The organism is Rhodopirellula halodulae (assembly GCF_020966775.1).
Taxonomy (GTDB): Bacteria; Planctomycetota; Planctomycetia; order Pirellulales; family Pirellulaceae; genus Rhodopirellula; species Rhodopirellula halodulae.
Genome location: NZ_JAJKFV010000029.1, coordinates 416,965 through 443,394, shown reverse-complemented (window position 1 = coordinate 443,394; position 26,430 = coordinate 416,965). Strand labels below are relative to the sequence as shown.

1 protein-coding gene is annotated in these 26,430 nt (G+C 57.0%); it reads left to right on the top strand.

The window, feature by feature from the left end; genetic code table 11:
• Nucleotides 1-200: 200 nt before the first annotated feature.
• Nucleotides 201-26,369: a PKD domain-containing protein gene (locus LOC70_RS14490; RefSeq protein WP_230254616.1), complete on the top strand. Its 26,169-nt coding sequence runs from the start codon at nucleotides 201-203 to the stop codon at nucleotides 26,367-26,369.
• The last annotated feature ends 61 nt before the right edge of the window (nucleotides 26,370-26,430 follow it).

Below are 26,430 nucleotides of genomic sequence, written 5' to 3'. Positions count from 1 at the left end.
ATCGAGGCTTATCCGAGCGTGAGGAACCGCGCCAAGACCAATCCGCCATCAAAATGGTGACAAACATTCTGCCGTGAAACTCGTCTAGCCGCGCGTCGTCGTTTTGAGTATTCCCACGCATGTGATTTTTGTGCGTTTCGAGCGATTTTGACTCAAGAAACTGCGGTCGTGGTTTTTCCAAGGATGGAAACGGGCGGACGATGAACATCGATGATTTACTGCGTGGACTTCTCATTCGCCGCCGCGCACATTCCGCAAAGGGAACGCGACAACGTCTCAAACGTCGCTCCAAGTCCGCGCGCCATCGTCGGCAAGCCTCGCGGTTTGAGACGCTCGAGTCACGGCAGTTGCTGGCCGGCGACTACGAAGTTCGCGGGTCGGTTCTGTACGATTCGATCAGCGTGTCACAACAATCGGGAAACTTGATTGTTGACGGCAACCACGATTTGACAGTGCTTCTGGACGGCTTCGAAGTCGTTCCTCAGCCTGGTCACACCGACCTGACTCGTTGGGAGATCCCCGCGTCCGCCAACTCGATCAAAATCGATGCGTACCTCGGCGAAGACACCATCGATGTCAGCGGAACGATTGACCTGAGCCCTGCGGTGGATCTCACGATCATCGGTGAGCAAATCACTGTTGCGTCAGGCGTTCATATCACAGCCGGCGACCTCTCCCTGCATAGTGTTGGCGCAGAGTCCGGTTTGTCGATCGCGAGCAATCTGCCGATCGACTTGGCAGATGTTTTCTTGTCAGACCGATTTGTCAGCATTGAAGACAACGTCGAGCTGATCGGACATGACATCACGCTCGATGCACAGCGGATCTCTTCGCTGGTCAGCCCGGTGCGTCCCGTCGGCGTCGGAAAGAAAGACACCAGCGTCAGCATCGGCTCCGCGACGATCAATGCCAGCGGGAATATTGAGATCACCGCAGAATCTCGCGACAAGAACATCGATTCTGTTGTTCCGAAAGTCGTTTCCGGCTACTCGCACAAGGCACTGCACAGTCTGTTTCCGCTGGCTCCTTTGCCCATGCCCGTATCGGTCATGGTTCGCGAAAGTGAAGCCACCGTGACGCTCGATTCGGCAACGATCACAGCAAACGGTACGGTCAACATCACTTCGGATGCCACGGCGGACGCGACGACTTACGCGATCGCAGGCAAGCAATTCGGGACCGGTGCCGTCTCACGCGGATTGGGAACCGTGGCCGTTGGTGTGAGCATCTCGGACGCATCGGCTCAAACGATTCTAAAAGGCACCACGTCCATCCAAGCAGTCGGCACCGTCTTGATTGGGTCCAACGCCGACAGCATCGCGGATGTGCAAGCTGCCGCGACCAACGACAACAAAATTGAACGGTCCGAGGCGGTGCAAGGACCAGTCTTGCAAGGCCAAGAAAGCCTGGGGGAAGTGAAGAGCAACACCTCGGATTCCAAAGCCGCCGGTGCAGCAGCAGCCGTCAGCGTGTCGGATTCGGTGAGCCACACCCAAATCGAATCCGATGTTGTCGTGAACTCCAGCCAGGGCAGCATCCACGTCAACGCGACGGGTCTGGGCACCAATAACGCCGCTGCCAGCGTGGGAATCAATGTCGACGCCAGTGTGGCTCTCGGATTCGCGGTTGCGAAGGACAATGCTGACATCAAGGCAGACGTCGCTGGCAAACTCACCGCCGCGGGCACATTCCAAGGTGTGACACTCACTCATGATTCGGTCCCCACCCAAAGCACCACGATCCATGCCCCGAACCATGGATTCCAAACCGGCGATCCGCTGAACTACGAAGCCACCGCAATTGGAGGCAACGTCGCGTTGCCACTGCCCGGTTTGAGCAATGACGAACGATTGTTTGTGGTCAAGATCGACAACAACAACTTCCAAATTGTTCGCAAGCAATCCATTGATTTGTCGACTGATACATTGCCGACGGATCATTCCGGCAATCCTTCGACTCACTCCATCTACAAGACCGAAGTCTCGCTGTTTGATCCTGCCACCGCGGTCAACCTGACCGACAACACGATCACGCTGAACAAAGATCAAGTCGACCATTTCGAAGCGATCCAGGATGGCCATGTCCTGTCGTATCAATCCGGCAATGATGGAGACACCGAACCCAAAGCCATCGGCGGTTTGGAAGACCTGCGAAACTACATCGTTGTGAACCGGAGTGTTGTGCCCGGATCGGATTCCAATGCCATTCAGTTTCAACTCGCCGCTTTCACTTCAGAAAGCGATCCGTCCCCGTTGGATCTGACCGATATCGGTGTCGGGAACGCGCACGCCTTCGTTTATGCCGGCGTTGCTCAGACGTTTGTCCCCAGCGACAACGGCGTCGTTAATTCCTCGATGGATCAGATCACCATCCCGGATCACGGTTTAATAACCGGTGACGAAATCACCTACAAAACTGAAGCAGATCGCTCCAGCACTCAATCCATCACGCAACACGCCCAATTCCACTCGGTCGACCAAGCGAACCACACGCTCGGCATGCCGGGTCACGTGTTGTTCACAGGCCAAGCAATCACCTATCACGCGGGAATCGATCCGGTCAGTGGTGATTCCGGAAACTCTTCCGCCGGTTTGACGGATGGCGACACGTACTATGTCATCTCGCATGACGCCGATTCGATTCAATTGGCCAACACTCAGAGCGAAGCCTTCGCTGGGACCGCTCGAAATCTGCTGGCAACATTCCACGACAATCAGAATCAATCGTTTTCATACGACACCAAGGCGACTGAATTTGACGGTGTCCGTGCAACCTCACTGATTGATACGGTGGCCAACCAATTCGTCATCCCTGGTCACGGACTGCTCACTGGGACACTCGTGAACTACGAGGCTGGTGACAACGACACGCCCGGCGAGATTGTCGACAACCAAAACTACTACGTTGTTGTCGACAACCACGATCCAGATCGCTTCGGGCTGTCCACAAGTGCAGGTTCATCCATCCTGGTGGACCTGGATGATTCGGCAACGATTCAGTTTGGCGAACATGTTTTGGCCGTGATTAGCGGCGACTTGGATGTCACCGACAACGAACTTGCCATTCCAAGCCATGAATTGTTTGATGGTGCGATCGTTCGCTACCGCCACGAAGCGGGCGATGCGTCGATTGGTGGACTGGCCAACGGAACCGACTACGAAGTTCTGGTGACCAGCGGGGATTCCATTCAGTTGCGCCCTGTCACTCCGGAAGGCGGTACTCCTGCGGAAGTCATCGTGCTCACCGCGGCAGGAATTGATGATGAGCATCACTTGGACGCTTACCAAGACAACGATCCATCCAAAGATATTTCGAGAACGCTGACGTTCGTTCCAACTCGTGTGCAGCCTTCGGTCAGTCGACTGCAATTTGATCCGACCGCTGGTCCGGTGATCGACACGAACTCGGTTGATCCAACCTCCCATCCATTTGGCGAAACCATTCGATTGGACTCGCATGGGTTCGAAACAGGGGAAAAAATCACTTACCTCGCTGACGGCGGAGTGATTGGCGGACTCACCGCGGGAACCCAGTACAAAATCGATGCGGTGGATGCCGATCACATCCGCTTGATGACCATGGAAACGGATTCCACACCCTCATCGATCGTTGACCTAACGGGTCCGGGGCCGGTCGGTTCGAGACACGCGTTTGAATCCGCTGCTGAGGTTATTGTTCGAGATCCTGCAATCGATGGGTTGGTCGATGGCGGTGTTTACTACGCAACGGTTATCAATGACGACACGATTCGGTTCTCAGCGTCCAAAGGCGACGCCATCAATGCCGCCCCGATCCAACTGAATGCGATTCCAACTTCGATCTCCACCACTCACCGATTGGTGGATCCGCTGGCGACGGAAGGTGTCTCTGTCAAAGCATCATTGACGGCAGCAAACTCGTCCACGGTGGACGCATCCACGGGCGGCGCACCGTTTCTGACCAAACTTAAAAATGGCCGCAATGAGGTTGGGAATTTGGTCGGTGGTTTGGCAACGGAATTCGAAAGCACCAAGGAGTGGGGCAAATCTCAGCAAGGCCCCACATCGACTGATCTGCAACGTGGCGAAGGCAAGGGCAACGATCTGTTCACAGTTTCCGGTGGAGTCGCCATCAACGTGGCCACTCATGAGGTCGCGGCAACGATCGCAGCCAGCGCCCTGCTGGCATCGCCCGTGGATGTCTCGATCGACTCGGAAATCGAGAACCGAATCAAAACCACCACCTCGGGCAAGATCGTGACCGATGGCGGTGACAGCTCTGCGGCGGGAGGCACGAAAAAGAAAGTCGCGGCGGGCGTCGGCATCAGCATTGGCGTTTACAACAACTCATCGAAGGCCGTCATCGAAAGCGGATCGTCGATCGATTCGGGAGCTCAACTCGATGCGGGCGAAGAGCTCTCCGTTCGCAGCGACCTAACCTTGCCGTTGTTTGCCGAACCCGAAAACTGGACCGGGATTCAAGACGCATTTGAGACGGACGGGTTTTCCATCGACCGTGTGAAAAACATCACGGAGACCATTGGAACACTCTTGTCCAACCCCAGCGGTGGAGCGTCCACCGCCATCGGAGGCGACAACACGGGCAGAGACGGTGCCGCGAAATACACCGTTGCGGGAACGTTGGTTGTCGCGGAATACCACACCGAATCCATTGCGACCATCGGTGAATTCACTCGCATCAACCAAAACGCCGCGTCGCAGGCAGACACGCAAACCATCCATGTCGATGCCAACACTGAAACTCACCTGGTCCACACCGCGATGGAGAAACCTGCGTTGTTGTCGCCCGGCGCAATCCTCAACGACAACACCGCTGGTAAAGGTGGAATCGGCGGGTCCGCGATTGTCAGTGTACTCAACACCATGACTCATGCCGCGATTCAACGCGGTGCCATGGTGCGGACCGGTGACGATCAAAAACTGAAAGTCAGCGCCACCGAAGATCACTTTGGTTTGAACATCTCCACAGCCGGTGGCAAGTCCGGCGGGTTTGGCGTTTCCGGTAGTGTCAACACGTTTGACGGCACACACACAACAATCGCCCATATCCATGACGGTGTCACCATCGCAAGCGGCGTGATGGACGTCGTCGCTGATTCGCATCAAATTCAAACTGGCATCGCCGGTGGCGTGATGCGAGGAAAATCATTGGGCGCGGGCATCAGTGTCAACCAACAAAACAGCACGCGAGACACGCGGGCAATCGTTGGTGATGGCGAGGGGATCGATAACGACACGTTGCCAAATCAAGACGCTGAAATCGCCGCAGTGGGCATGCACGTCAACGCCGGTGCAACGGGCTGGCAGATTGGGCTGGGGTTGGCCGGTGCTTCCGCTTCCAACACCAAAGCGGGAGAGGCCGAGGAAAACGTGGAAGGTGGCAGTGACTCCTCCGACGACGCTTCCCCAACGACCACACGAACGGGCATTGGGATCGCAGGCGTTGCCTCCTGGAACGAAGCCACGCGAACCACACGCGCTAACATCAACACGCCCGGAACGATCGATCTGTCCGGTGGTGACCTGAAGGTTTCCGCAGACGACTCCGGCTCAACGATTGGCCTATCCGGAGCAGGTGCACTCACGATTGCTGACAACAACGCGGTTGGTTTGGTTGGCTCCTTCAGCCGAGCCATCGTCGACACAACCACCGAGGCAATTATCCAACAGGCAACGATCCGTGGAGCTCATGATGTCGATCTGAGTACCAATCAATCCGGTGAGATCATCTCTGTGGCTGCTTCAGCCGCGATCAGTGCAGCTCCACCGGCGGTGAAGGAAGGCGGCGGATTGGGTCTCGGTTTGGCAGGCAGCGCGAGCTGGAACACGATCACCGCAAACACCACAGCCAAGATTGACGTGGCAGACATTGTTGCCACGAATGATGTCCATGTCACCGCGACGGACGCATCCACCGTCTCATCCAACGCAGGCGGCGTGGCATTGGCGCTCGGAGCCACTCCGGGGGAAGGATCGGGCGTCGGCGTTGCCTTGGGTGCCTCGATCGCGACGACAAAAATCAGCGGCGGACTGACCACCGAAATCAATGCTTCCACAATTGTCGCGGGCGGTGAAGTCGAAGTCCAAACTGACTTGAGCGATCGAATCGACACCGTTTCCATCGCCGGTGGGATCGCTGCAGGCGGTTCGGTTGATGGCAGCGGCATTGCAGTTTCGGCAAGTGGGTCCTACGCCTCCGCTGACATTGTTCGAACCGTAGCCGCGGAAACCATTGGCCACTCCAACGTCACCGCGGGAACCGACATCGTCGTTCAAGCGGTTGATTCAGCCAGCATCAAGACGCTCGCCATTGGAGCATCGCTCGGTGTCAGCGGGAGCATCGAGAGCTCGGGAATTGCGATCGATATCTCCGCCTCGATCTCCAACAACTCCATCGACAACACACTCGCCTCCACTGTTGATTCCTCCACCCTTTCCGCTGGCGGCAACGTGATGGTTGGGACTCACGTTCAGGGCAAACTGCGACGAACGCTTGACCGCAACGGCAACTACGCCATCACGGCGGCGCGTTTGGACGATGCGGCCAACGCTGAAGTGGACGCAAACGGCAACGAACAAAAAGCCGACCAAGAGGGTGACGACGCCATCAAACTGCGTTTGTATCACCAGATCTACGGCGATGGGATCCCGGCGGGCTTCGTCCCCGAGATGGACATCACGCAGCAATTCAGCAAAGAAAATGTCAATGCCAACGACCCAACCGAAGCCATCGCCGTCGGAACGGGATGGATGGTCGTCGACCGAGTGTCAGGCGACTCGTTTTCAATTCAAGAGATTGACGGGGAACTGAAAGTCTTTGAACTTTCACTTTCATCAATCGCCACCGCCACCGCAGTCTCGTTGGGCGGAAGCGTCCGCTCCGGCGTTGCGGTCTCGGGCGGCGGTGCGTTTTCACACAACACCGTGACCAGCACGTCCGCGGCTGAGATTTCCAATTCGACGATTCATTCCGGGACCGACACCGCTGGCACCGGAGCGGGCGATGTCAGCGTCAGTGCGGGCAATCAGGGCAGCATTCTTTCGACAATCGTCGCGGCGAGCGTCTCGGTCGGCGGCGGTGTCGACAATGGGGCCGCGTTTGCACTCGGAGCTTCCGTCGCGACAAACACCCTCGGTCACGACCAAGACGGCCCCAGCAACGCCTCCACCAGCGCAATCATTGAGAACGCGACCGTTCACGCCAATGGCGATGTCAATGTGGTCGCAACCAGTGATCAACGAATCAGCAGCGTCGTGATCGCCGTGACGGTCGCCGCCGCGGTCAGCGAAGGTAACGAAGGTGGAGTCGCTGGCGTTGGATCATCCGTGACCAACCACATCGCGGCGGACACCATCGCCGAGATCAAAAACATCGCCTCTGGCAACTGGACTTCTCACGATGTCAAGGTGGACGCCAGCGACACAACGCTGATTCGCGCATTCGCAGGCGCTGCGGCGTTGTCCGCCGCGTTTGGTGGTGCAAATAGTTTGGCAGTGTCAGTTGGTGTTGGAATTGCTTTGAACAACATCGAATCCGACGTGGATGCATCCATCTCGGACGCGGTCTTTGAGAAGATTGTCTCCTACGACGAAATCGACTCACGCACGCACGAAACGCTCGACACCTTCAACATCCGCGATTTCGCCGTCGAAGATGTGACCGTTGTCGCGAATAACAATGGGAAGATCAGCGCCGTCGCCGCCAGTGCCTCCATCGCCGCCGCGTTCAGCGGCGAATCTGGTATCGCGGTCAGTGGTGCGGGAGCGAACGCGACCAACACCGTCACCGGAAACACACTCGCGACCGTGACTGGTTCGAGATTGCATGCGGACGGCGACGTGCAAATCGATGCCACATCGTCCGCCGAATTGGATGCGGTGATCGATTCCACTTCGATTGCTTTGGGCACGGGTGGCGCCAACGCCGTCGCCGTTTCCTTTGGTGTGGCCGTGGCCCAAAACGTCATTGGGTACGCAAAGGCCGACGGCGTCACCGCCAACTACGTCACTGATCATGACGACGTAGACTGGGTCGGCGATCGGTCGCAAATGACCAAGGGCCAATCGCTCCAACTTTCCAATGGTCCTTCCAAAGGGAACATCTACGAATACCTTGGCGATGATCCCATTGCGATCAGCTTGAACGAGCAAAAGGAAGGCGACTCACCCGATTGGACTGGCAAACTTGATCTGAACAACGTCCAAAAGTGGAAACGCATCGACGTGTCGTTGTCCCACAATCAAATCGCCGCCATCGCGGAAGATTCCAACATGGTTGCGGATGGTGAATTGATTGTCGACGCCCAATCGGAATCGAACATTCATGCTGTCACGCTCGCCAACGGGGGCGCAGCCAGCTTGGCAGGTTCAGCGGCCATCAGTTTGGCCGGCATGGGAATTGGTGTGGTCAACATGGTCGGAACGGAGGTGTCCGCCAACATCACCGGCAACGGACCGACCCCCACGACCGTTGCCTACCGCGGTCCACAAAACCGCGTGATCAAGAATACCGAGGACGAATTGTTACTTGGATTCTCCGGCGACAGCGTGCCGTCGTTCCACGTCGATTCCGCTTCCGTCACCGCCAACGATGAATCCGACATCTCCACGGTCGCGAATGCTTCGGTGATCACAGCCGCCTTCAGCGGTGAAGGTGCCGGCTCTTTCAGCCTTGGTGTTTCCGCCGCCATCAACTTGTCTCACAACAAGGTCGACGCATCGATTCAAGATGTCCAAGGCGGAATCCTCGCGACGGGACACGATGCAGCCACCGCGACCAGTTTGCACGGGCAAAGCCTGACTGCGGAGCAAAAACGTGCGGGAGACATCACGGTGGAAGCCACTTCCGAGGCAACCATCCATTCCTATTCCGTTGCGGTGGCGGCAAGCGCCGCGGTCAGTGAGGCATCGCTCGCCATGGCAGCCGCTGGCGCGTACTCGTTCAACGGTATCGGCAACACCGTTCATGCCAACGTCGAAAATAGCACCGTGGCAACGCAAGGCACCTCGGTATTGGATTCGAGCGGCCAAGTGGCGGAATCCGCCGACTTGACCGTGAACGCGAGTAGCAGCAACACGGCCGATGCCATCGTTGTCAGCACCTCGGCGGCGGCGAGCGGAGGAATCGTCAGTGGCAGCGGTGCGATTGGAGCGGGAATCGCGATCAACCAACTCGAATCGGTGCATGGAAACGACGTTCCGGGCACCTACGCTTCGATCAAAGAAAGCACGATCAACGTCGATGGCAATCTGAGTGTCACAGCAGACAGCACGGAAACACTGCAAACCACCAGCGCCGCTGGAGCCGTTGCGGTGGCAGTCTCGATCGGTGGTGCCGCTTCAGCAACGGGTGCCACCTCCACCACCAAGATTCAATCTCAAACTCACGCCTTCATAGAAGACAGCACGATTCATACCGGACGCGACATTGACGTCCACGCTACCGGCAAAGCAAATGTGACCAAGTCGATTGCGGTGGGTGCATCCATCGCCGATGCCGTCGGAGCACTTTCCGTCGCTGTGACGGCGGTGACCAACACGATTGCCAACGAAGTCCAGTCGTGGATTTCAGGTGACACAGATGCTTCCAATCGTTTCGGCATCGTGGCGGCAGGCGATGTCAACGTGACGGCTGACGCCAGCGACATGACGATCGATAACGTGACGGGTGTTTCCACCGCGATCAGTGCGGGCGGGATCTCCGCCAGCGGCGGAGGTTTGAATCTGCACAACCGAATCGCCAACGATGTGTCGGCGAAAGTCTTCGGTCAAATCAAACTGGATGTCCTGGGCGACGTCGTCGTCGATGCGGTCGAAGACGCGACGCTTGATGCAACCGCAGTGAACGCGGAGTTGGCCCTTTCATTTGGGGCTGCCACCGGCGTTGCGTTGGTAACCAATGAGGCCTCCTCGGCAATCGACGCATCGATCCAAGATGCGATCATTCATTCGGAAGGTGTCTCGGTAAAAAGCACCGGCACCGTGGACATCCAACGAACGGAAAGCGTTGGCGTTTCGGTGAGCTATGGTCTGGGTGTGGCTGGCAACAACAGCACGGTGACGATCGCTCAAACCGTCAACGCCGACATCACCGGAGGAACGATCAACGCAGCCAACGATGTGGAGATCGTCGCAACCACCGACATCAAGTCCCGCAGCACAACGGGTGGCGGCGCGGCCGGTGCCGTCGCGGTGGGTGCAATGGTTTCCGAGACCCATTTGGGCAAGGGCGAGGACGTGAAAGAAGTCACGGCCCAAATCGGCGATGGGACGACCATCCAAGCTGGCGGCGTCCATCTCGCTGCGACCAACGCGAATGATGCCTACGGAACCACGATCGCGAGCGGTGTTGGCGTCGCATCCGGCGTCGGTGCCAACACCACATTGACCAGTGATCAAGAAGCCGTCGCCATCATTGGCAACGATGTCACGATTCATTCGGGACCGATGAGCGTCACATCGACCTCCACCCAGACGATCGACGGAGAAGCGGACGCTTACTCCTTCGCCCTCGCCGCAGGTAGCGGAGCCGGTTTGCATCTCACGCTCACCGGGGACGCCAACGTCTCCATCGGCGATCGAGCGACAATCACCGCTTCCAATTTCTCTGTCGCCGCGAATAACACGGTCACGAAGCAAAACGACAAAACAAACTTGCGATCGGGATCGGCGGCACTTGGCAATCTGGTCGTCTTGATCAGTCAAACCGACATCGGAACCGATTCTAACGGCTTGGACGCCCAAATCACGATTGGCGATGAAAGCAGCGTGATCGTTGACGGAGACACGACAGGCGATCTGAAGGTGGACGTTGGCGTCGATGTCACTGCCCATGACAGCGTCCACCTCGAAGCCGTTGCGGGTCTCGCGGCTTCCAACGCGAACAGCAAGATTTCGTCCTACACCGACGCGGGAATCACACTTGGCGACTCGTCGATCATCAACCGACGGGGTGACGTCACGATGTCTTCCCAAGGTGAGATTCTGCTTCGTCCGGATGCCAGCCTTTTGTCGGCTTCCGTCGCCAGCGCAGGTGGGGCCGAAGTGAGTTCCCACAGTGACATCCAAAACCGAATTGATGTCAATGGAACGTTGATCCGTGGAGCGGAAGTCCGACTGCAAACGGGACGCAACAGTTTCCAAGTCCCCAATCTGATCGATCATTTGGCTGATGTGGAAGTCACCACGATCTCTTTGCGGCCGAGCATCACCATCGGCGATCCCAGCGTCACCATCGACTGGAACAACACCGTCGACATCGCGACTGGTTCACGAATCGAAGGCTACGAAGATGTGTTGCTGATCGCTGACCGCGCCCAAGACATTCCGGTGACGGGCAAGGGCGAAGGCATGGTCATGAGTCTGTCGTTGATTCCCTATGGTTACTCCGTTGCCAACAACACCACCATCAACGGCACCAGCAACGTCGCTGTCGACACCGGAGCCAAGATCACGGCTGGATTATTCAATCAAGCGGTGTTGGCGATTGGTAACGTCGAGTGGGACAAAACCAACAACAGTGCCGGATCACGTTTGGACTTCGCCGTCGATCAAACACCGGCTCTCTCAGCCGCTGATCGCATTTGGGCGAAAGAACGTTTTGATTTTGACCAAGACCTGTCGGCCGACGTTCCCTTTGAATTCGCGAAACTGACGATCGACGCGATTCCAATTCTTTTGAACTACGGAACGATCGTCCGCGCCGTCGCAGGTGCGAATGGTGGTGGCACCGCCGGGCACTACTATCGTTTTGAGCCGACCGATGCCGCCGGCAACAAATTGGTTCAGGCCAGCGACGTTCCGGTCATTCTCGAAACGGCCAACTACGCCGACACGACGACCTGGATCGCAATCCCCGACGCGACACAACCCGAAGGTGTGGAACTTCCCGTTTACGACAGCGACCACACCCAAGAACTTCGCAACGATTTCTCGAACAAGTTCTACGTCATCAAGAACGCGGAATTGCCCTTGCCGACGTTGTCTTATCAAAACCTCAGCAACCTATTGCTGAAGCAACGCGACACCGTTTTGAGCTGGATGCGATCACATAGCAACAATGCCGAAGCGGTCGCGAGGTACCAGGTGCAACTGGACCAAATCAATTCGGAACTGGATGCGATGGGTCTGCTGTTGCCCGCTGAAAATCTGGGTGGCGGAATCACTCAACGTCCTGTCCAACAGTCCGTCGACGCAATTTTTGTAGAAATGCCAAGCATCGTGGCGGCCCCCGGATCGATCTTCATCGAAGCCAACTCGAACACGCAAAGCGGTGTCCTGACCGCACGCGACAGCGCCAGCATCACGATCGCGAATCACACACCTTTGATGTCGATCATCAACAACACCACGGTGAAGGACAACCGTCGCACTGCGGTCGTTGATGGCGAATTGAAGCAGTTCACGCCGGGGCACGTGTACGTCAACTGGGTCTTGCCCGAAGGAATCCCGGACGGTCAAGGCACAGGTGAAATCTCGATCACATTCACTCCGCCGGACGCGAGTGCGGCGGATCTCGGCCTGCAGCATTTGCCCCCTGGATTGCCGAAGGATCTGTACGTCAACGGCGACATCGTGAACCAAAATGGCACGGTGCGGATCATCAATCCATCCGGCAGTATCAACGTTGCGGGAGAGATTCGTTCGGCCGACACGGTCATTCAAGCGGGCGACCAATTCACCCTCAACACGCCATCGTTCGAACACACCAACATCGACCCGCGGCAATACATCAACTTTGCCCCGCTGAGAGCGTCTGTGTTCAACACCGCCGGTACGTTCACCACGCGGGTGTTCCAGAACACATCGCAAGTCAGCACCGATGGACAAAACCTGGCGACTTCCATCGCGACAAACCGCTCCGCGATCGTGTCCCAAGGTGACATTTCGATCACCGCTCGCTACCTGAACATCAACGGGCTGATTCAATCCGGCGTCGATACAATCACGCTAAACGTCGACCAAAACTTCAATCCAGGACGGACCACCGAATCACTGATCGACGCCAACGGCAATCCTCTTTCCGGTCTGTCGTTTACGTCCGATACGTCCTCGACATCCATTCCGGTCAACGGTTACTTCGATTCCGCCAATCGTTCCATCGTTGTCCGAGAACTGGAACCTCAGGGCGGCCGCATCACGCTGGCAGGTCAAATCCTCTCGACCGGAGGCGGCAAAATCGTCGTCGCAGACGGTTATGCGTCGCTGGACGTCGACAATCAATCGCCCTTCGACATCGTGTTTGAAGGCGTCGACCTGACTCGCGACCGTGTTGGCGAAGTCATCCTGATCGACTCCGACTTGTTGCGGCGAACCACTTATAAATCCACCTCGGCTGGCATTTCCGAATTGCACGAGATTGGCGCGCTCAATAGCACACCCGGCAATGGACTGCCGCCGCAAATTGAATACACCCCCGCACCGGGAACCCCCACACCGACGGCCGCCAGCCAGTCGTACTACCCCGGTTCACCGGACCAATATTCCAACGCACTCAGTGGCCAAATCTATCTGTGGATCGAGGGACAAGAGAAAACGAAGACCGAAGTTCGTGTTTACGAGAAGAAGTCCTTCAACTTGTTTGGCGACAACTCGTTTGCTGATTTGCTTGAGAAGGACAGCGGCTACTCATACCGGTCGGTGAAGTTCCGTGACGCTGAACCCATCCTTCAATCCGAAGTCGTCGTCCGCAAAGAGGAATCGACATTCCCCCAGTACGTCGCGAACAATCAGTACACACTGGCATATGAACAAAAGGTCGACCGCAATGTCAGCGTCACACCCGAGCAAACCATCATTCGCGTGATTGCCGGTCACAACACGGGCGGCACGGTCGGTAATTACTATCGATTCGCGGGCAGCGTCACTGAATCCGTCGACCTTTCGAAAGAGAACTACGCCGACTCATCGCGTTGGACGCCCGTTGCCAAACCGGCCAATGGAACTTCCGATGTTTACGACAGCGACTACATCAACCAGTCACAACATGTCGAACAATGGACCACGGGCGGCGGTTGGCTCCGTTCCAAAACCGTTCATTCGCGTGTCACCGTCATCAGCGGTTTAACGGACTACTACACGCATACGTTGATCGCCGATCGCCCAATTGAGATCACTTCGGTCGGTCAGTCTGGCAAACCGAGCGTTTCCATCGTCAGTGTTGGTGATGTGATTTTCTCTGGCGACGTTGATGTCCCCGCAGGCTCAGGCGTCGCGATCACAAGCACCCAAGGCAACATCCAAACAACAGGCACATCGGGATTCTACGGCGAGACACCCACGTTGACGGCCACCGCGGGTGACGTCTCGGCCCACGTCGAAACCGGGCATTCCCCGCTTACCGTAAACGCCGGCGGTGACATCACGATTCATGGGATCGGTCAGAACTCGGCGGAGGCCAGCGCGTCGATGATCACGATCGACACCGTTCACGCGGGTCATGATGTCTATCTGAATGTTGCCGGTGGCTTGGTCACTGAGAGTACATCATCGCTGGTTTCAGGCGATCATGTGCAGCTTCGCAGCCGAAGTGGTTCGATCGGTGGCGACTCAACCATGCGAGTTGACGCCAAGGCTGGGTTGTCCGCCTACGCACTCGGAAACATCAATGTCGTTGAAATCACAGGTCGCCTGAACCTCGTCTCACCCACCGCCTACCAAGACTCCACGACTTCCATCATCAGCACATCGGGCGATGTCAACGTGACCGCAGCATCGGGCGACGTCGTTGATGGCATTCTCGAGACAGCAACCGCGCCGACCGCTGAACAAATTTCCGCGATTGACGCCAGACAAAAACTGTTCGGCGACGCGGCCACTGCTGCCGCTCATGAGCAAATCCGCCAAATCGATGCCAGCAAGACGCGTGACTACCACAGCCACTGGCAGAGTCGCATTGAAGCACAAGACATCGCACCGACAGTCGAAAGCAGTATCGGCGTCGCATCGATTGACGCGGAAACAGGAGTCGTCACGACGGCCTCGCCACACGGTCTGACTTCCGGTGCCCAGATCCGCTTCAACAATGGACACTCCACCGGTACTGGCATCGTCACAGGATCGATTTTGTATGTCGTGGTGATTGAATCCAACACATTGCAATTGGCGCCGACTCGTTACGACGCCGCGATTGCCCCTGCCCCGGAATCAAATCTCCCACAACCCGGTGTTCGATTGTCAATCACCGCAGGGAATGACGTGACATCCATCACGCTTGAGCGTTTGACCTACGCTGTCACAGCCGAAATCGGCGAGCCTTATGGAGCCTCTTACAACCCAGACACCATCATCCGTTTGGACGCAGAGACTCGAACCCAAATCATCCATGATCGAGTCTTCCAAGCGACGACTGCTGACGCGATGATCGCCGCGAATCTGGCTCGCTTCCTATACCCAGAAGCCGCCTCGACCATCGCACCCGCTGCGCCGAACGACAACGAGACACCAAATGTTTCCGCGACGGACGTTAGTCTGACCGCATCGGGACGCATCGGTGCGTTGGTCGAACCCCAAACCATTGTTCTAGCTGGTGGGTTGGAATCGCTGTCAGCGACCGACAAGGCTGCTTTGCAAGAAGCTCGCGTTGCCGATGTCGTCGGCGTGCACTATCGCATTTACCGCTACACCGGCGCGGACGCGAGTATCCAGCTCGATCCGAAAACGATGGCCAACGATCCTGCCAATTGGACGGTTATCGAACCCGATTTCAACACCACCGATGACACCAATCCGATCCAAATCCAGACTGGTCAAACGGTGTTGGTGGAAACGGCGGAGGACTACGGCTGGTACGAATTCTTGTCCTCCAACCAAACCATCCATTTGTCCGGTGAAGACTTCACGGATGCAACTCGCTGGCAAGCGGTCGTTGTTGCCCACAACACAAGCGAATCGTTTGATGCGGCGACCGGAACCAGCGGTGCTGGAGCTTCCGTCAGCATTCTGTCCGGTGACTTGGTCGAAGACCGAACCATCATCGAACGATTGCGTTTACACCGCACCGACGACGTGGATGTTTCGGTATCGGGATCGCTCACCGCCACCGCGCCGGACGGCATTGCCATCGGCGGGCACGGTGATCTGAAAATCAGCTCGATCGATTCCGCATCAGGCGACGTGCGGGTGTCGTCGACTGGTGCGTTGATTGACCTTGGCCTCGGCGAAACAGCCGTTCAAGCGGGTCGCAACTTGGACATCAATGCCAATACGATCGGTGGCGTGGACAATGAATCGGACTTCCGAATCGTCAGCCCACACCAAACACGATTGGAATCCACCGGAACGATGAGCGTTCGCGCGACATCTGAAGATCTGGAAGTGATTTCAGGGATCTCCGGCGGCGCAATGCGAATCAGCACCGATGCAGGTCAACTGACGATCAGCGAACTGGTTTCCAATGATTCGATCACATTGAACGCGGCCGGAACCCTGGTCGGTAATCCGATCACTTCCCCGACGATGATCCACTTGGAGACCCCCACCGCGTCCATCACGACCAGCGGTGACTTGGCATCTGACACACAGGCCCTGCAGATCAAGATCACCGGCGATCTCGATGCCAACATCGGCGGCAATGCGTACGTGAACAGCCTTCTGAATCTGCATGTTCATGACGTCACGGTTGCCGGAAACGTGGTGGAGCTTCGATCTGAAACTGATGTGGTGCTAGAACATCTCGTTGCATCCAACGCGGCAGTCACGATCACGGCCAACGGGAACATTCTCGATGGCAGCGGCATGGGTACCGGTGGAGTTCCTGATGCGACGGCCAAATTAGCCGCCGACACATTGGTCCTGACTGCCTCGGGTGGCACCGGTGAGATCGGTTCCTCCGACAATCCTTTGGAGCTCGATGTCGCGCACCAAGTTGATGCGACCGCTGATGTCTCCATTCACCTGGCAGAAGTCAGTGATGACTTTCAGATCGGACACATCACAGCAAACATGGCCGACATCAACCTTTGGTCCGATGCGGACTTGATCGATGCTCTGAACAACACCGCCACCAATGTCGCCGGCCGAAACATTGCTTTGCACGCGGGATCCGGCATCGGCTCCGACCTGAACGATCTAGAAATCGACACCCATCACAACTCCGTAACCGGCGAAGGGCGTCTGTTCATGACCGCGGGATCGGCGGTTTATCTGACCGAAACCAACGGTGGTTTGATCATCGATTCCATCGTCGCCACTGAGGGCGATGTTCGCGTGACCGTACTCGATTCGGCCTCCGCGGGCGAAAATCTTTTGATCGATTCGGCTTCGTCCATTGAAATCGCCGGTGGTTCGATTCTTTTCCAAGTCGGCGACGATGTGACCGTTACGGAAGGTGCCGACGTCAACGTCTCGGACGAAGTCATCTTTGAGGTGGACCACGGGAATGCAGACATCGGTACCGGATCGACCATTGACATCCGCCAAGACATCGACGCTCCCAACACGCGACTGTATGGAAACTCAGATCACGACGTCGTGTGGTTAAAAAACCTGAATGCGGACCACTACCACGTCGACATGCGCGGCGGCACTGACGCGATTGATATCCGGCTGGATCACATCGGCAACGAACGCATCAGTGTCACCGATTCAGGAACCCCGGACGACGGTGATGACACACTGACAATTCACACCACGACGGAAAACGATACCGTGCTGCTTCGCCGACATTTCATGGCGTTGCTGCAACTTGATGAGAGCGGTGAACAGACGGCGAACTTCGAACGCGTTGACATGGACGAGACCATCAACGGGCGTTTGAGAATCAACGCTTACGACGGCGACGACTCGTTCTTCATCGATGACAACTCCACCGCCACCACGATCGACGGCGGTGACGGAAAGGACCTGTTTCAAATCGGACAAGTCTTTGGCGAAGACCCCAATGTTGCCGGTTCCGCGGTCAATGGTGTCTATCCCAGTGGCGTCTTGGTTGGCGATGAAATTGCGACGTCGGAGATCACTCTCGGCTACCTTTCGCATGGTATCTCCAAACCCATGGTGATCTTTGGGGGATCGGGTGAAGACGAGTTTTCTGTCTACAGCAACAAAGCGTCGCTGCGGATGGAAGGTGAATCCGGCGACGACACGTTTGTGATCCGTGCGTTCATCATCGAAGGCGAAACCATCGTCGAAGGCGGCGATGGAGACGACCTTGTTCATTACAACATCAATGCCCCCGTCAGCATCAACGGAGGTGAGGGCACCGACCGTGTGGTGGCGGTTGGATCCGAAGCCGACGACAGTTTTGTGATCACGCCCGACGGAATCTACGGTGCAGGACTGAACATCAACATCGACGGAGTCGAGGAGGCGTTCGAAATTGATGGTCTGGAAGGTGACGATTCGTTCTTTGTGCTGGGAACGCGAGCCGGTGCGACCTACACGATTGTCGGCGGTCTGGGCAGCGACTTCATCTCCGTCGGCGGCGATGTGACCAACACCATCGTGTCCGGATCGGACAGCGGCGCATCATCGATCATCAACCACGGCGTCGAATCCGACGACACCGACTACGCACACGCTCACATCGGTGGCGTCGGTGTGACCATCACGGGTGACGCCGCCGGAGAATCAACCGGAATCGTATCGATCGTTCCTTCCAACGGCGAATCCGTCGTGATCGAGAACGCCTACAACACCTCCGCCGATTTCGCGACCAATGCAGTCGACAACGCGACTCGTTTGGCGTTTGACGCTTACACAATTGGGATGGCCGTTGATCGCAACAACTACTCCGGCACGAAGGTCTACCTGACCATTTCAGCGGCGGGTGCCAGTCTGTCCAAAGGCACAGAAAATGACCCCGCCAGAGGAATCGAAGTTTCGCTTGATGGGGTGAGTTGGCAAACCGCTCTCACGTTGGTTTTCGATTCTGGATCCGATGCCGATTGGAAGACACCACGCACCGTCTACATCCGAGCGATTGCCGATGACGTGGCCGAAGGCACCACCAAAGCGGTCCTCGACCACACCTTGATTGCTCGAACCACATCGACCAACACGACCGTTCGAGAACGAGTCCACCAACTCAATGCGTCGCCCATCGAGAACCTTTACGTCACCGTTTACGACGATGACTTGGGGGGACTGATTCTACGCGAAAGCGAGGGTGGAACGACTGTCTTGGAAGGCGACTTGGCATCCGGTGCGGGAATCACGGATTCGTACACGGTGCAATTGACCAGCCGTCCAACCTCGGACGTTACGGTCACGCTGACTCACGATGACCAGATCAACACGGACGCGGTTGCCAACACGCTGACGTTCACGCCTGAAAACTGGAACATCCCGCAAACGGTTTTGGTCGCCGCAATTGAAAACGTTGACCTTCGCGAACGAGTGATCTCCACCATCACCCACGAGTTCACCAGCAGTGATCCAACGTTTAACCCGATCCATGTGGCAGGTTCGTCCACCGCACCAACCATCGATGTGACGGTCATCGACAACGCAACCGCCGATGCGTTGATCGTGGAATCGGATGGCCGGACCGTGGTCTCACGCGATGGATCGACCATCGACAGCTACACCGTTCGACTGACCAAAGCTCCCACTTCCAACGTGGAATTGCCGCTGATTCTGTTTGGGCAAACCGAAGTATCAGTTGACGGTGGCGCCAACTGGCGCGGGATCGATCAACCGCCACATCTGCTGTTCACTTCCTTGAACTGGATGGACGAACAGACGGTGCTGGTGCGTGGCGATGTTTCGTTCACGCCCACCGAAGGATCGCAACCGACAAAGTCCTTTACAGCGAGTCCCCATACAACCTCGCTGATGGCAGGATCGATCATCGTCAACGGAGGCAAGGGAACGAACACTCCCGACTTGTCGCTCGCCGTCATGTTGCCGACCGAAACGCCAACCGACGCGAGCGGTATCAACGACTTCACCAATGAAGCCGTGCAAACCGACACGCTGGCGGTGTTCAATGACGGCTCGGCGTCCGACACCACGCTGAACGTCACCGCCACGGAAGTGACCGGCATCGGCATGTCCGCGTTGGGCATCACCTACCAAGACCTGGAAGTCTTGGAAGTTTTGCTTGGCAGTGGCAATGACACGATCAACGTCAACGGCACCGCCGAAGGCGCAACAACGGTCATTCATGGCGGCGGCAACCGCGAGGTTTCTCCAGGCGTAATCGGCGGCGATGTATTCCAGGTGACAGGTGCTATTCCGGAAACACCCGCACCATTGATTCTGCTCGGCGATACCTTTCAAGACGGCGTGCGATATTCCAGCACCTCCGGGGCCAGCAATGGCAATGCCTACGCATTTGCCAATCACGGCAACGATGTGTTTGACCTCAGTGCCGCCAACTTTGGCGTCGTTGTTTATGGCGGTCGTGGAAATGACGAAATCACCGGCGGTCATGGTGACGACTTGTTACTGGGCGGCTCGGGCAATGACACCCTCGTTGGTGGTAGCGGAAACGATCGCATGATTGGCGACACCGGTCTGAACGCGAATTTGCAAACGCGGTTTGATCTTGCTGGCCTGATGTTGGACGGTGCCTACACCCCGATCCTGTCCTTCGCCGTTGTCAACGGAACCAGCGATTCCGCGATGAGAGATGACATGACGCTCGCGGGTGACGATCGCATGAGTGGCGGTCTCGGCGACGATCTCATCTTCGGGGACCATGCTGACATCACCATGGGAGTCATTCCCGGAGAAGTGGGCGATGATGCGTTCAAGAACGACAGCGGAATCGTTCCCGAGCGAAGGGGATTGGCACTGCTCGGCATGGAAGGTTTGCAATCGATGCAATCCCGATCGCCTCTGATTGGCGGTGACGATGAGATCGCGGGAGAATCCGGTGATGACCGAATCTTTGGCGGGGCAGGCAATGACCAAATCAATCAAGTTGGTGGCGGATTTGCGTTTGCCCCAGACTCTGGCAACAACGTGATTCTCGGCGATGGTGGCATCCTGACGTACACTCGTCCCGATGGCTTGCTGACATCGCCGTTGGCACTGACCACGATCGAGACGATTGATTCCGGAACCGGCGGGGCTGACTTGATCACCGCCGGCGATGGACACAACGTGATCCTCGGTGGGGCCGGTGACGATCAGTTGTGGGCTGGAAGCGATTCTCTGCTCGATGTCGTCTTCGGCGACGAGGGCCGTGTGACTTACGATCCAATCACTGGTTGGGTGCTCTCGATCGAATCAACCGCAGCAGACGTCGGCGGAGTTGATTCGATCACCGGAGGATCCGACGGGAACGTGCTGGTCGGCGGTGCAAAAGGTGACAACATCACGGGCAATGGTGGCGACGACACCATCTTGGGTGACTCGGGGAAGCTCACCTTGGTATCGGGCGTGTTGACGGATGTTCAAACCATCGCACCGGAAACGGGTGGATCGGACACCATCTTGACCGGCATGGGGCACCAAGTCGTCTTCGGTGGTGCCGATGCGGATGACATTACCGTCGGTGATGACAACAGCATTGTCGTTGGCGACAATGGCACGGCGGAATTTGCCTCCGGCGTGCTGACGCGGATTCAAACCAGCGATCCAACATACGGTGGTGGTGACACCATCGTCGCTGGCGCGGGCAACAACGTGATCTTTGGCGGCACTGCAGGCGATTCCATCACGGCCTCGAATGGCGACGACATCATCCTCGGTGATGGTGGTGAAGCAAACTTTATCGTGGGCATTCTGCAAAGCATCTGGACCAGCTCGTCTGAAGGCGATGGCAACGATATCGTTCTCGCGGGCGACGGTGACAATGTCGTCTTCGGCGGTGCAGGAGACGATGACATCACCACCACAAACGGAGGCGACATCATCCTGGGTGATGGTGGCGAAGCAAACTTTGTCGCGGGCATTCTACAAAGCATCCAGACCAGCTCGTCCGACGATGATGGCAATGATATCGTTCTCGCGGGCGACGGCGACAACGTCGTCTTCGGGGGTGCGGGCGATGATGACATCAAGTCAGGCAACGGGATGGACGTGCTACTCGGCGATGGCGGCCAAATGACATTGACCGCGACGGGATCTCGGAACCAAATCCGCACGACGGATCCCAACACAGGTGGTGACGACACGATGGAAGCTGGCGACGGCGACGATCTTGTCTTCGGCGGACTTGGCAAAGACGTCATCCGAGGCCAAGCCGGTCACGATGTCCTACTCGGCGACAATGGTCAGGTTAGCTACGAATTGGATGCCAACTCGCCAACTTATGTCGCTGGAACGATTGATCTGATTACCACCACGGACGCTGGACTCGGCGGCGCCGACGAAATTCATGGTGACTCCGGCAACGATACGATCGTCGGTGGAAGCGGCGAGGATCGTTTGTTCGGTGATGCTGGAATGGATTTGATTTACGGCGACAATGCATCGCTTGACTTCCAAGTCACCTCATCGGGAACCGTTGACATCGCAACCGTCGTCAGTCCCACGGTGGGAGGAAACGACACGATCGCAGGCGGTGATGACGACGACACTTTGATCGGCGGAACCGCTGATGACACGATCGATGGGGACGCTGGTTTCGACGTCATTTTTGGCGATCACGCTAGCTTCGCTCGCGGCGAAGCATTGGGCGATCAAGTCATCAGTTCGTTCATTGCATCGACGGACGGTGGTGGAGACGACCGGGTCTCAGGAGGTGTTGGAGACGACATCGTTTACGGTGGCCAAGGTTCCGACATGATTTTCGGTGGCGATGGCGACGACGATCTCGTGGGAGGCCACAACATGGCCAACGGTGCGGACGCGAATGATTTGATTCACGGTGGCAATGACAACGACGTGATCCTCGGCGACAACGCGAGGATCCAGCGAACCTACGGCGGCACCACCCGTGACTCTCGCGAGACCTACCTTGCACCGATGCAATCAATCGTGATGCGCGAAGTCACCCCATTCGACCACGTCGATTTGGTAGGCGGCCATGATGAATTGCACGGCGAAGCGGGGTTCGATCAAGTTCGTGGCCAACGTGGCAACGACGAACTGCACGGCGGCGATGGAGAAGATGAGCTGATCGGTGGACTCGGTGCTGACACAATCTCAGGTGACTCGGGTGTCGACACCATCCTCGGTGACGAAGGTCAGATTCTGCGTGGGTTCAACGATGATGGCACTCCACGTTTGAACTCCAATGGATCTTGGCACCGGGACGTTCTGACCGAGCAAATCTCTCGCGTCACGGACGTCATTCCGATGGATCCCGCGACGTTGCACAACCCGCCCGCGGAATTGGCGAAGCAACTGCTGCAAGCTGACCGAGTCCTCTTCGGAGCGATACGTACCTTCGACAATGTGTTGATAAGTGATCCATCGTCTGGACTGTCGCTCAACGTCGCGATGTTGATCGATATCGAAGCGGATTCAGATGACACCATCCTTGGCGGCGACGGAGATGACTTGGTGATCGGCGGTCGCGGGAATGACGCGATCGATGGCGGCGGAGACAACGATACGCTCATCGGCGATTTCGGTGTCAACACAACCTCGATCATCGGTGACCTTTCGATGATGGCGGACTCACTGAGGTTGATCGCTAGCGATTCGCCAACACTTGCCGAAGTCACTCTATCCCTGCCAAGTGGCGGGCACGTGGTGGTTCCTGACATGGTCGCTGCACCAGGCAATTGGCTTGCTGAGGCTCCTCGTTGGGATCGCATTTCCAGCGTGAACGCGACGCTTTCGAAGATCGCCAATTCGGACGCAATTCCCACCACCGACGACGTATTCATCAACGCGTCCATTTTGGTCACACCAACGTTGGTCGATCGATCCGAGGTCAACGATGGATCCGACACGATCTCGGGCGGGGACGGCCAAGACGTGATCGCAGGCGACTCCATGATTGTGCGAAGCGAATTGCAATCGGATGTTTCGGCCCTGCAAGACTCCATCGTTGCAACGCAGAACTCTATCACAGGATTGGTGGTCGGTTTCAGCGACATGATGCTCGATCAGTCCGTCGTGGACTACGAGATCCAAAATCAACCGATCCCCAGTCGAAACACGGACATCGGTGGCGACACCATCGACGGCGGAAGAGGCGACGACACGATCGTGGGTGACCAACTGGTGATGGAGATGCCTGAGACTCGAATGATCCCGGGCGATAGCGAGCTTTCAGATGCAGACGGTATCGCCGAAAACGCGGCCTCCATGATGGATTACCTGGAAGGACTGCGAACCGTCGCCTCTGACGCGGGCATTCTGATCGGTGTGGCTCACCTCGGTGTGATTGACACGCTACTGGCCGACGCGGCTAGCGAACGCCCCAGCCTGCCGGTGATCAGCGGACGCAATGTTGACTACGTCGACACCCTCGAAATCACGATCGGTGAAGACGACATTCAAGGTGGCGAAGGCAACGACATGTTGGTCGGTGGCGACGCTCGCGTTGTGACACCCATTGTTACGGGCGGTCTGTCCGATCTACCCGACACCGTCGTGACGCCTGGGCTCACACCGGCAGAGCTCGCGGACCTGGAAGTTCAGCTTCAGACTCAAGCGACAGCAGCCGACACACGTTTGACTCAGCGTCGATCCACCCGAGCCATCGACATCAACGAGATGCTCGACGACCGCACACCACTGAATCGCATCGCCTATGTCGCCGAAATGGATCGCAACATCGACCAAGACGAGATTAGCGGCGGTGTCGGTGACGACATGGTGATCGGCGATGACGGAGTGTTGGTGATGCCTCTCGTACTGGATTCACCTGCGGATGAAATCGAAGCCTTCGAACTAGAAAGACATGTCGAGACACTGCTTGATCAACTGGCACGAATCGACAACGCCAAAGTCCCGACCAACGTGGCAACGACCGGTGGGCGTCTGGCCCGCGCCGCGGAGACCAGTGAGCGTCTCTCGCAAGGATCACGTCATGGCCAAGTTGATGCACGGTGGGAAATTGGCAATGACGACATTGATGGCGACACTGGCAACGACATCGTCATGGGCGATCACGCCGCGATCCTTGCCGCACGCTTGATCGACGCACCATCCACGCCCATCAACCTTCGCTTGGCCGTCTATGCCATCGAAGGCAGTGACATCAACGAAGACTTCCTCCTTCGATCACCTGAACTGGCCGGAATCAGTCTCGATTTCCACGAAGACACGATCCGAGGGGATGATGGCGACGACATTCTGCTAGGTGGCATCGGTGATGATCGAGTCAACGGGAATGACGGAAATGATGTGGTGCTCGGCGGCACGGGCCGCAATCGAGTCAGCGGGGACGCTGATACCAACGACGTTCATACCGAAGGTCGTAACTACCCCAACCTCGACGATGGCGAACAACTTGGCCAACAATTGTTTGCCACCACATCGCCTCCGATGACGCAGTGGCTGATCGATGCGGCCACCTCGGCTGCCACGACCGGTACCTGGACGCCCGGTGGACTTCCCCCCAGTGACGAGGGTGGGACGCCCGTTGATCCGCCGACCGACCGAACGGTTGCAATCACTTCAACGGCATCTGGCGTCGTCGGACAGACATTCGAATTCATCGCCAATGTGACTGATGCTCCCGATGAGGTGACGACGGAATATCTATGGGAAGTCAAAGACTCCGACGGTCGCGGCATCCACGCTGGCACGGGAAAGACCTTCACATTCAATGCGGAACAACCGGGGACCTACACCATCACCGTTGAGACACGTGACAACGTCAATGGCCGTGGAACCGCATCAACCACCACCATCGTCGATCAAAACCAGTTGATCCCTGATCCCGACAACCCTGGTTTGTTCATCTTGATGATTGGTGGGAGCGGTGAAGACGATCAAGTTCGATTGGACACCGTGCGTGATCAACCCAATAGCATCGACCTCGATCTTCGACTCGGAAAACGAACTCGTATCCAAGCGACCTACGACAACCTCAGCCGAATCGAAGTCTACGGCGGCGACGGCGAGGATGACATTTACGGTGACCGTCGATCAACCATCCCCGTTCGCTTCTACGGTGGCGACGGAGATGACAAGCTGTCAGGTGGCGGTGGCGACGATTACCTGGACGGTGGTCATGGCAACGACCGAATCTATGACCGCACCGGCAACGACATTTTGATCGGTGGCTTGGGTGCTGATCAACTCGACGGCGGCGACGGTGACGACCTAATCATCATGGACTCGCTCGCCACCGTTCCGGATGAAACCGATGCCGATCGATTGGTGGCGGTTTGGACGGATACGTCACAAACGGTCGCCAACCGCGTGAGCGCTTTGGCGGACGATTTGATCGCCGCACTCAGCACCGATGGCTCGGAGGACCGATCCCTGAGCGAACGCGGCATCGACGCCTACTTTGCTTCCGATGAAGACGACCTTCGTCTTCGTCCAGGAGACGACTTGGTGCGGATCATCTGACGCAATACAGAGCCCGGCGGACCGCGGCGAGTAAGTCTGATTCATTCGGTGGTCGCGTATT

Excerpts from the sequence above, each read along its gene's own strand:
- LOC70_RS14490 (WP_230254616.1), top strand. The coding sequence starts at position 201 with ATGAACATCGATGATTTACTGCGTGGACTTCTCATTCGCCGCCGCGCA.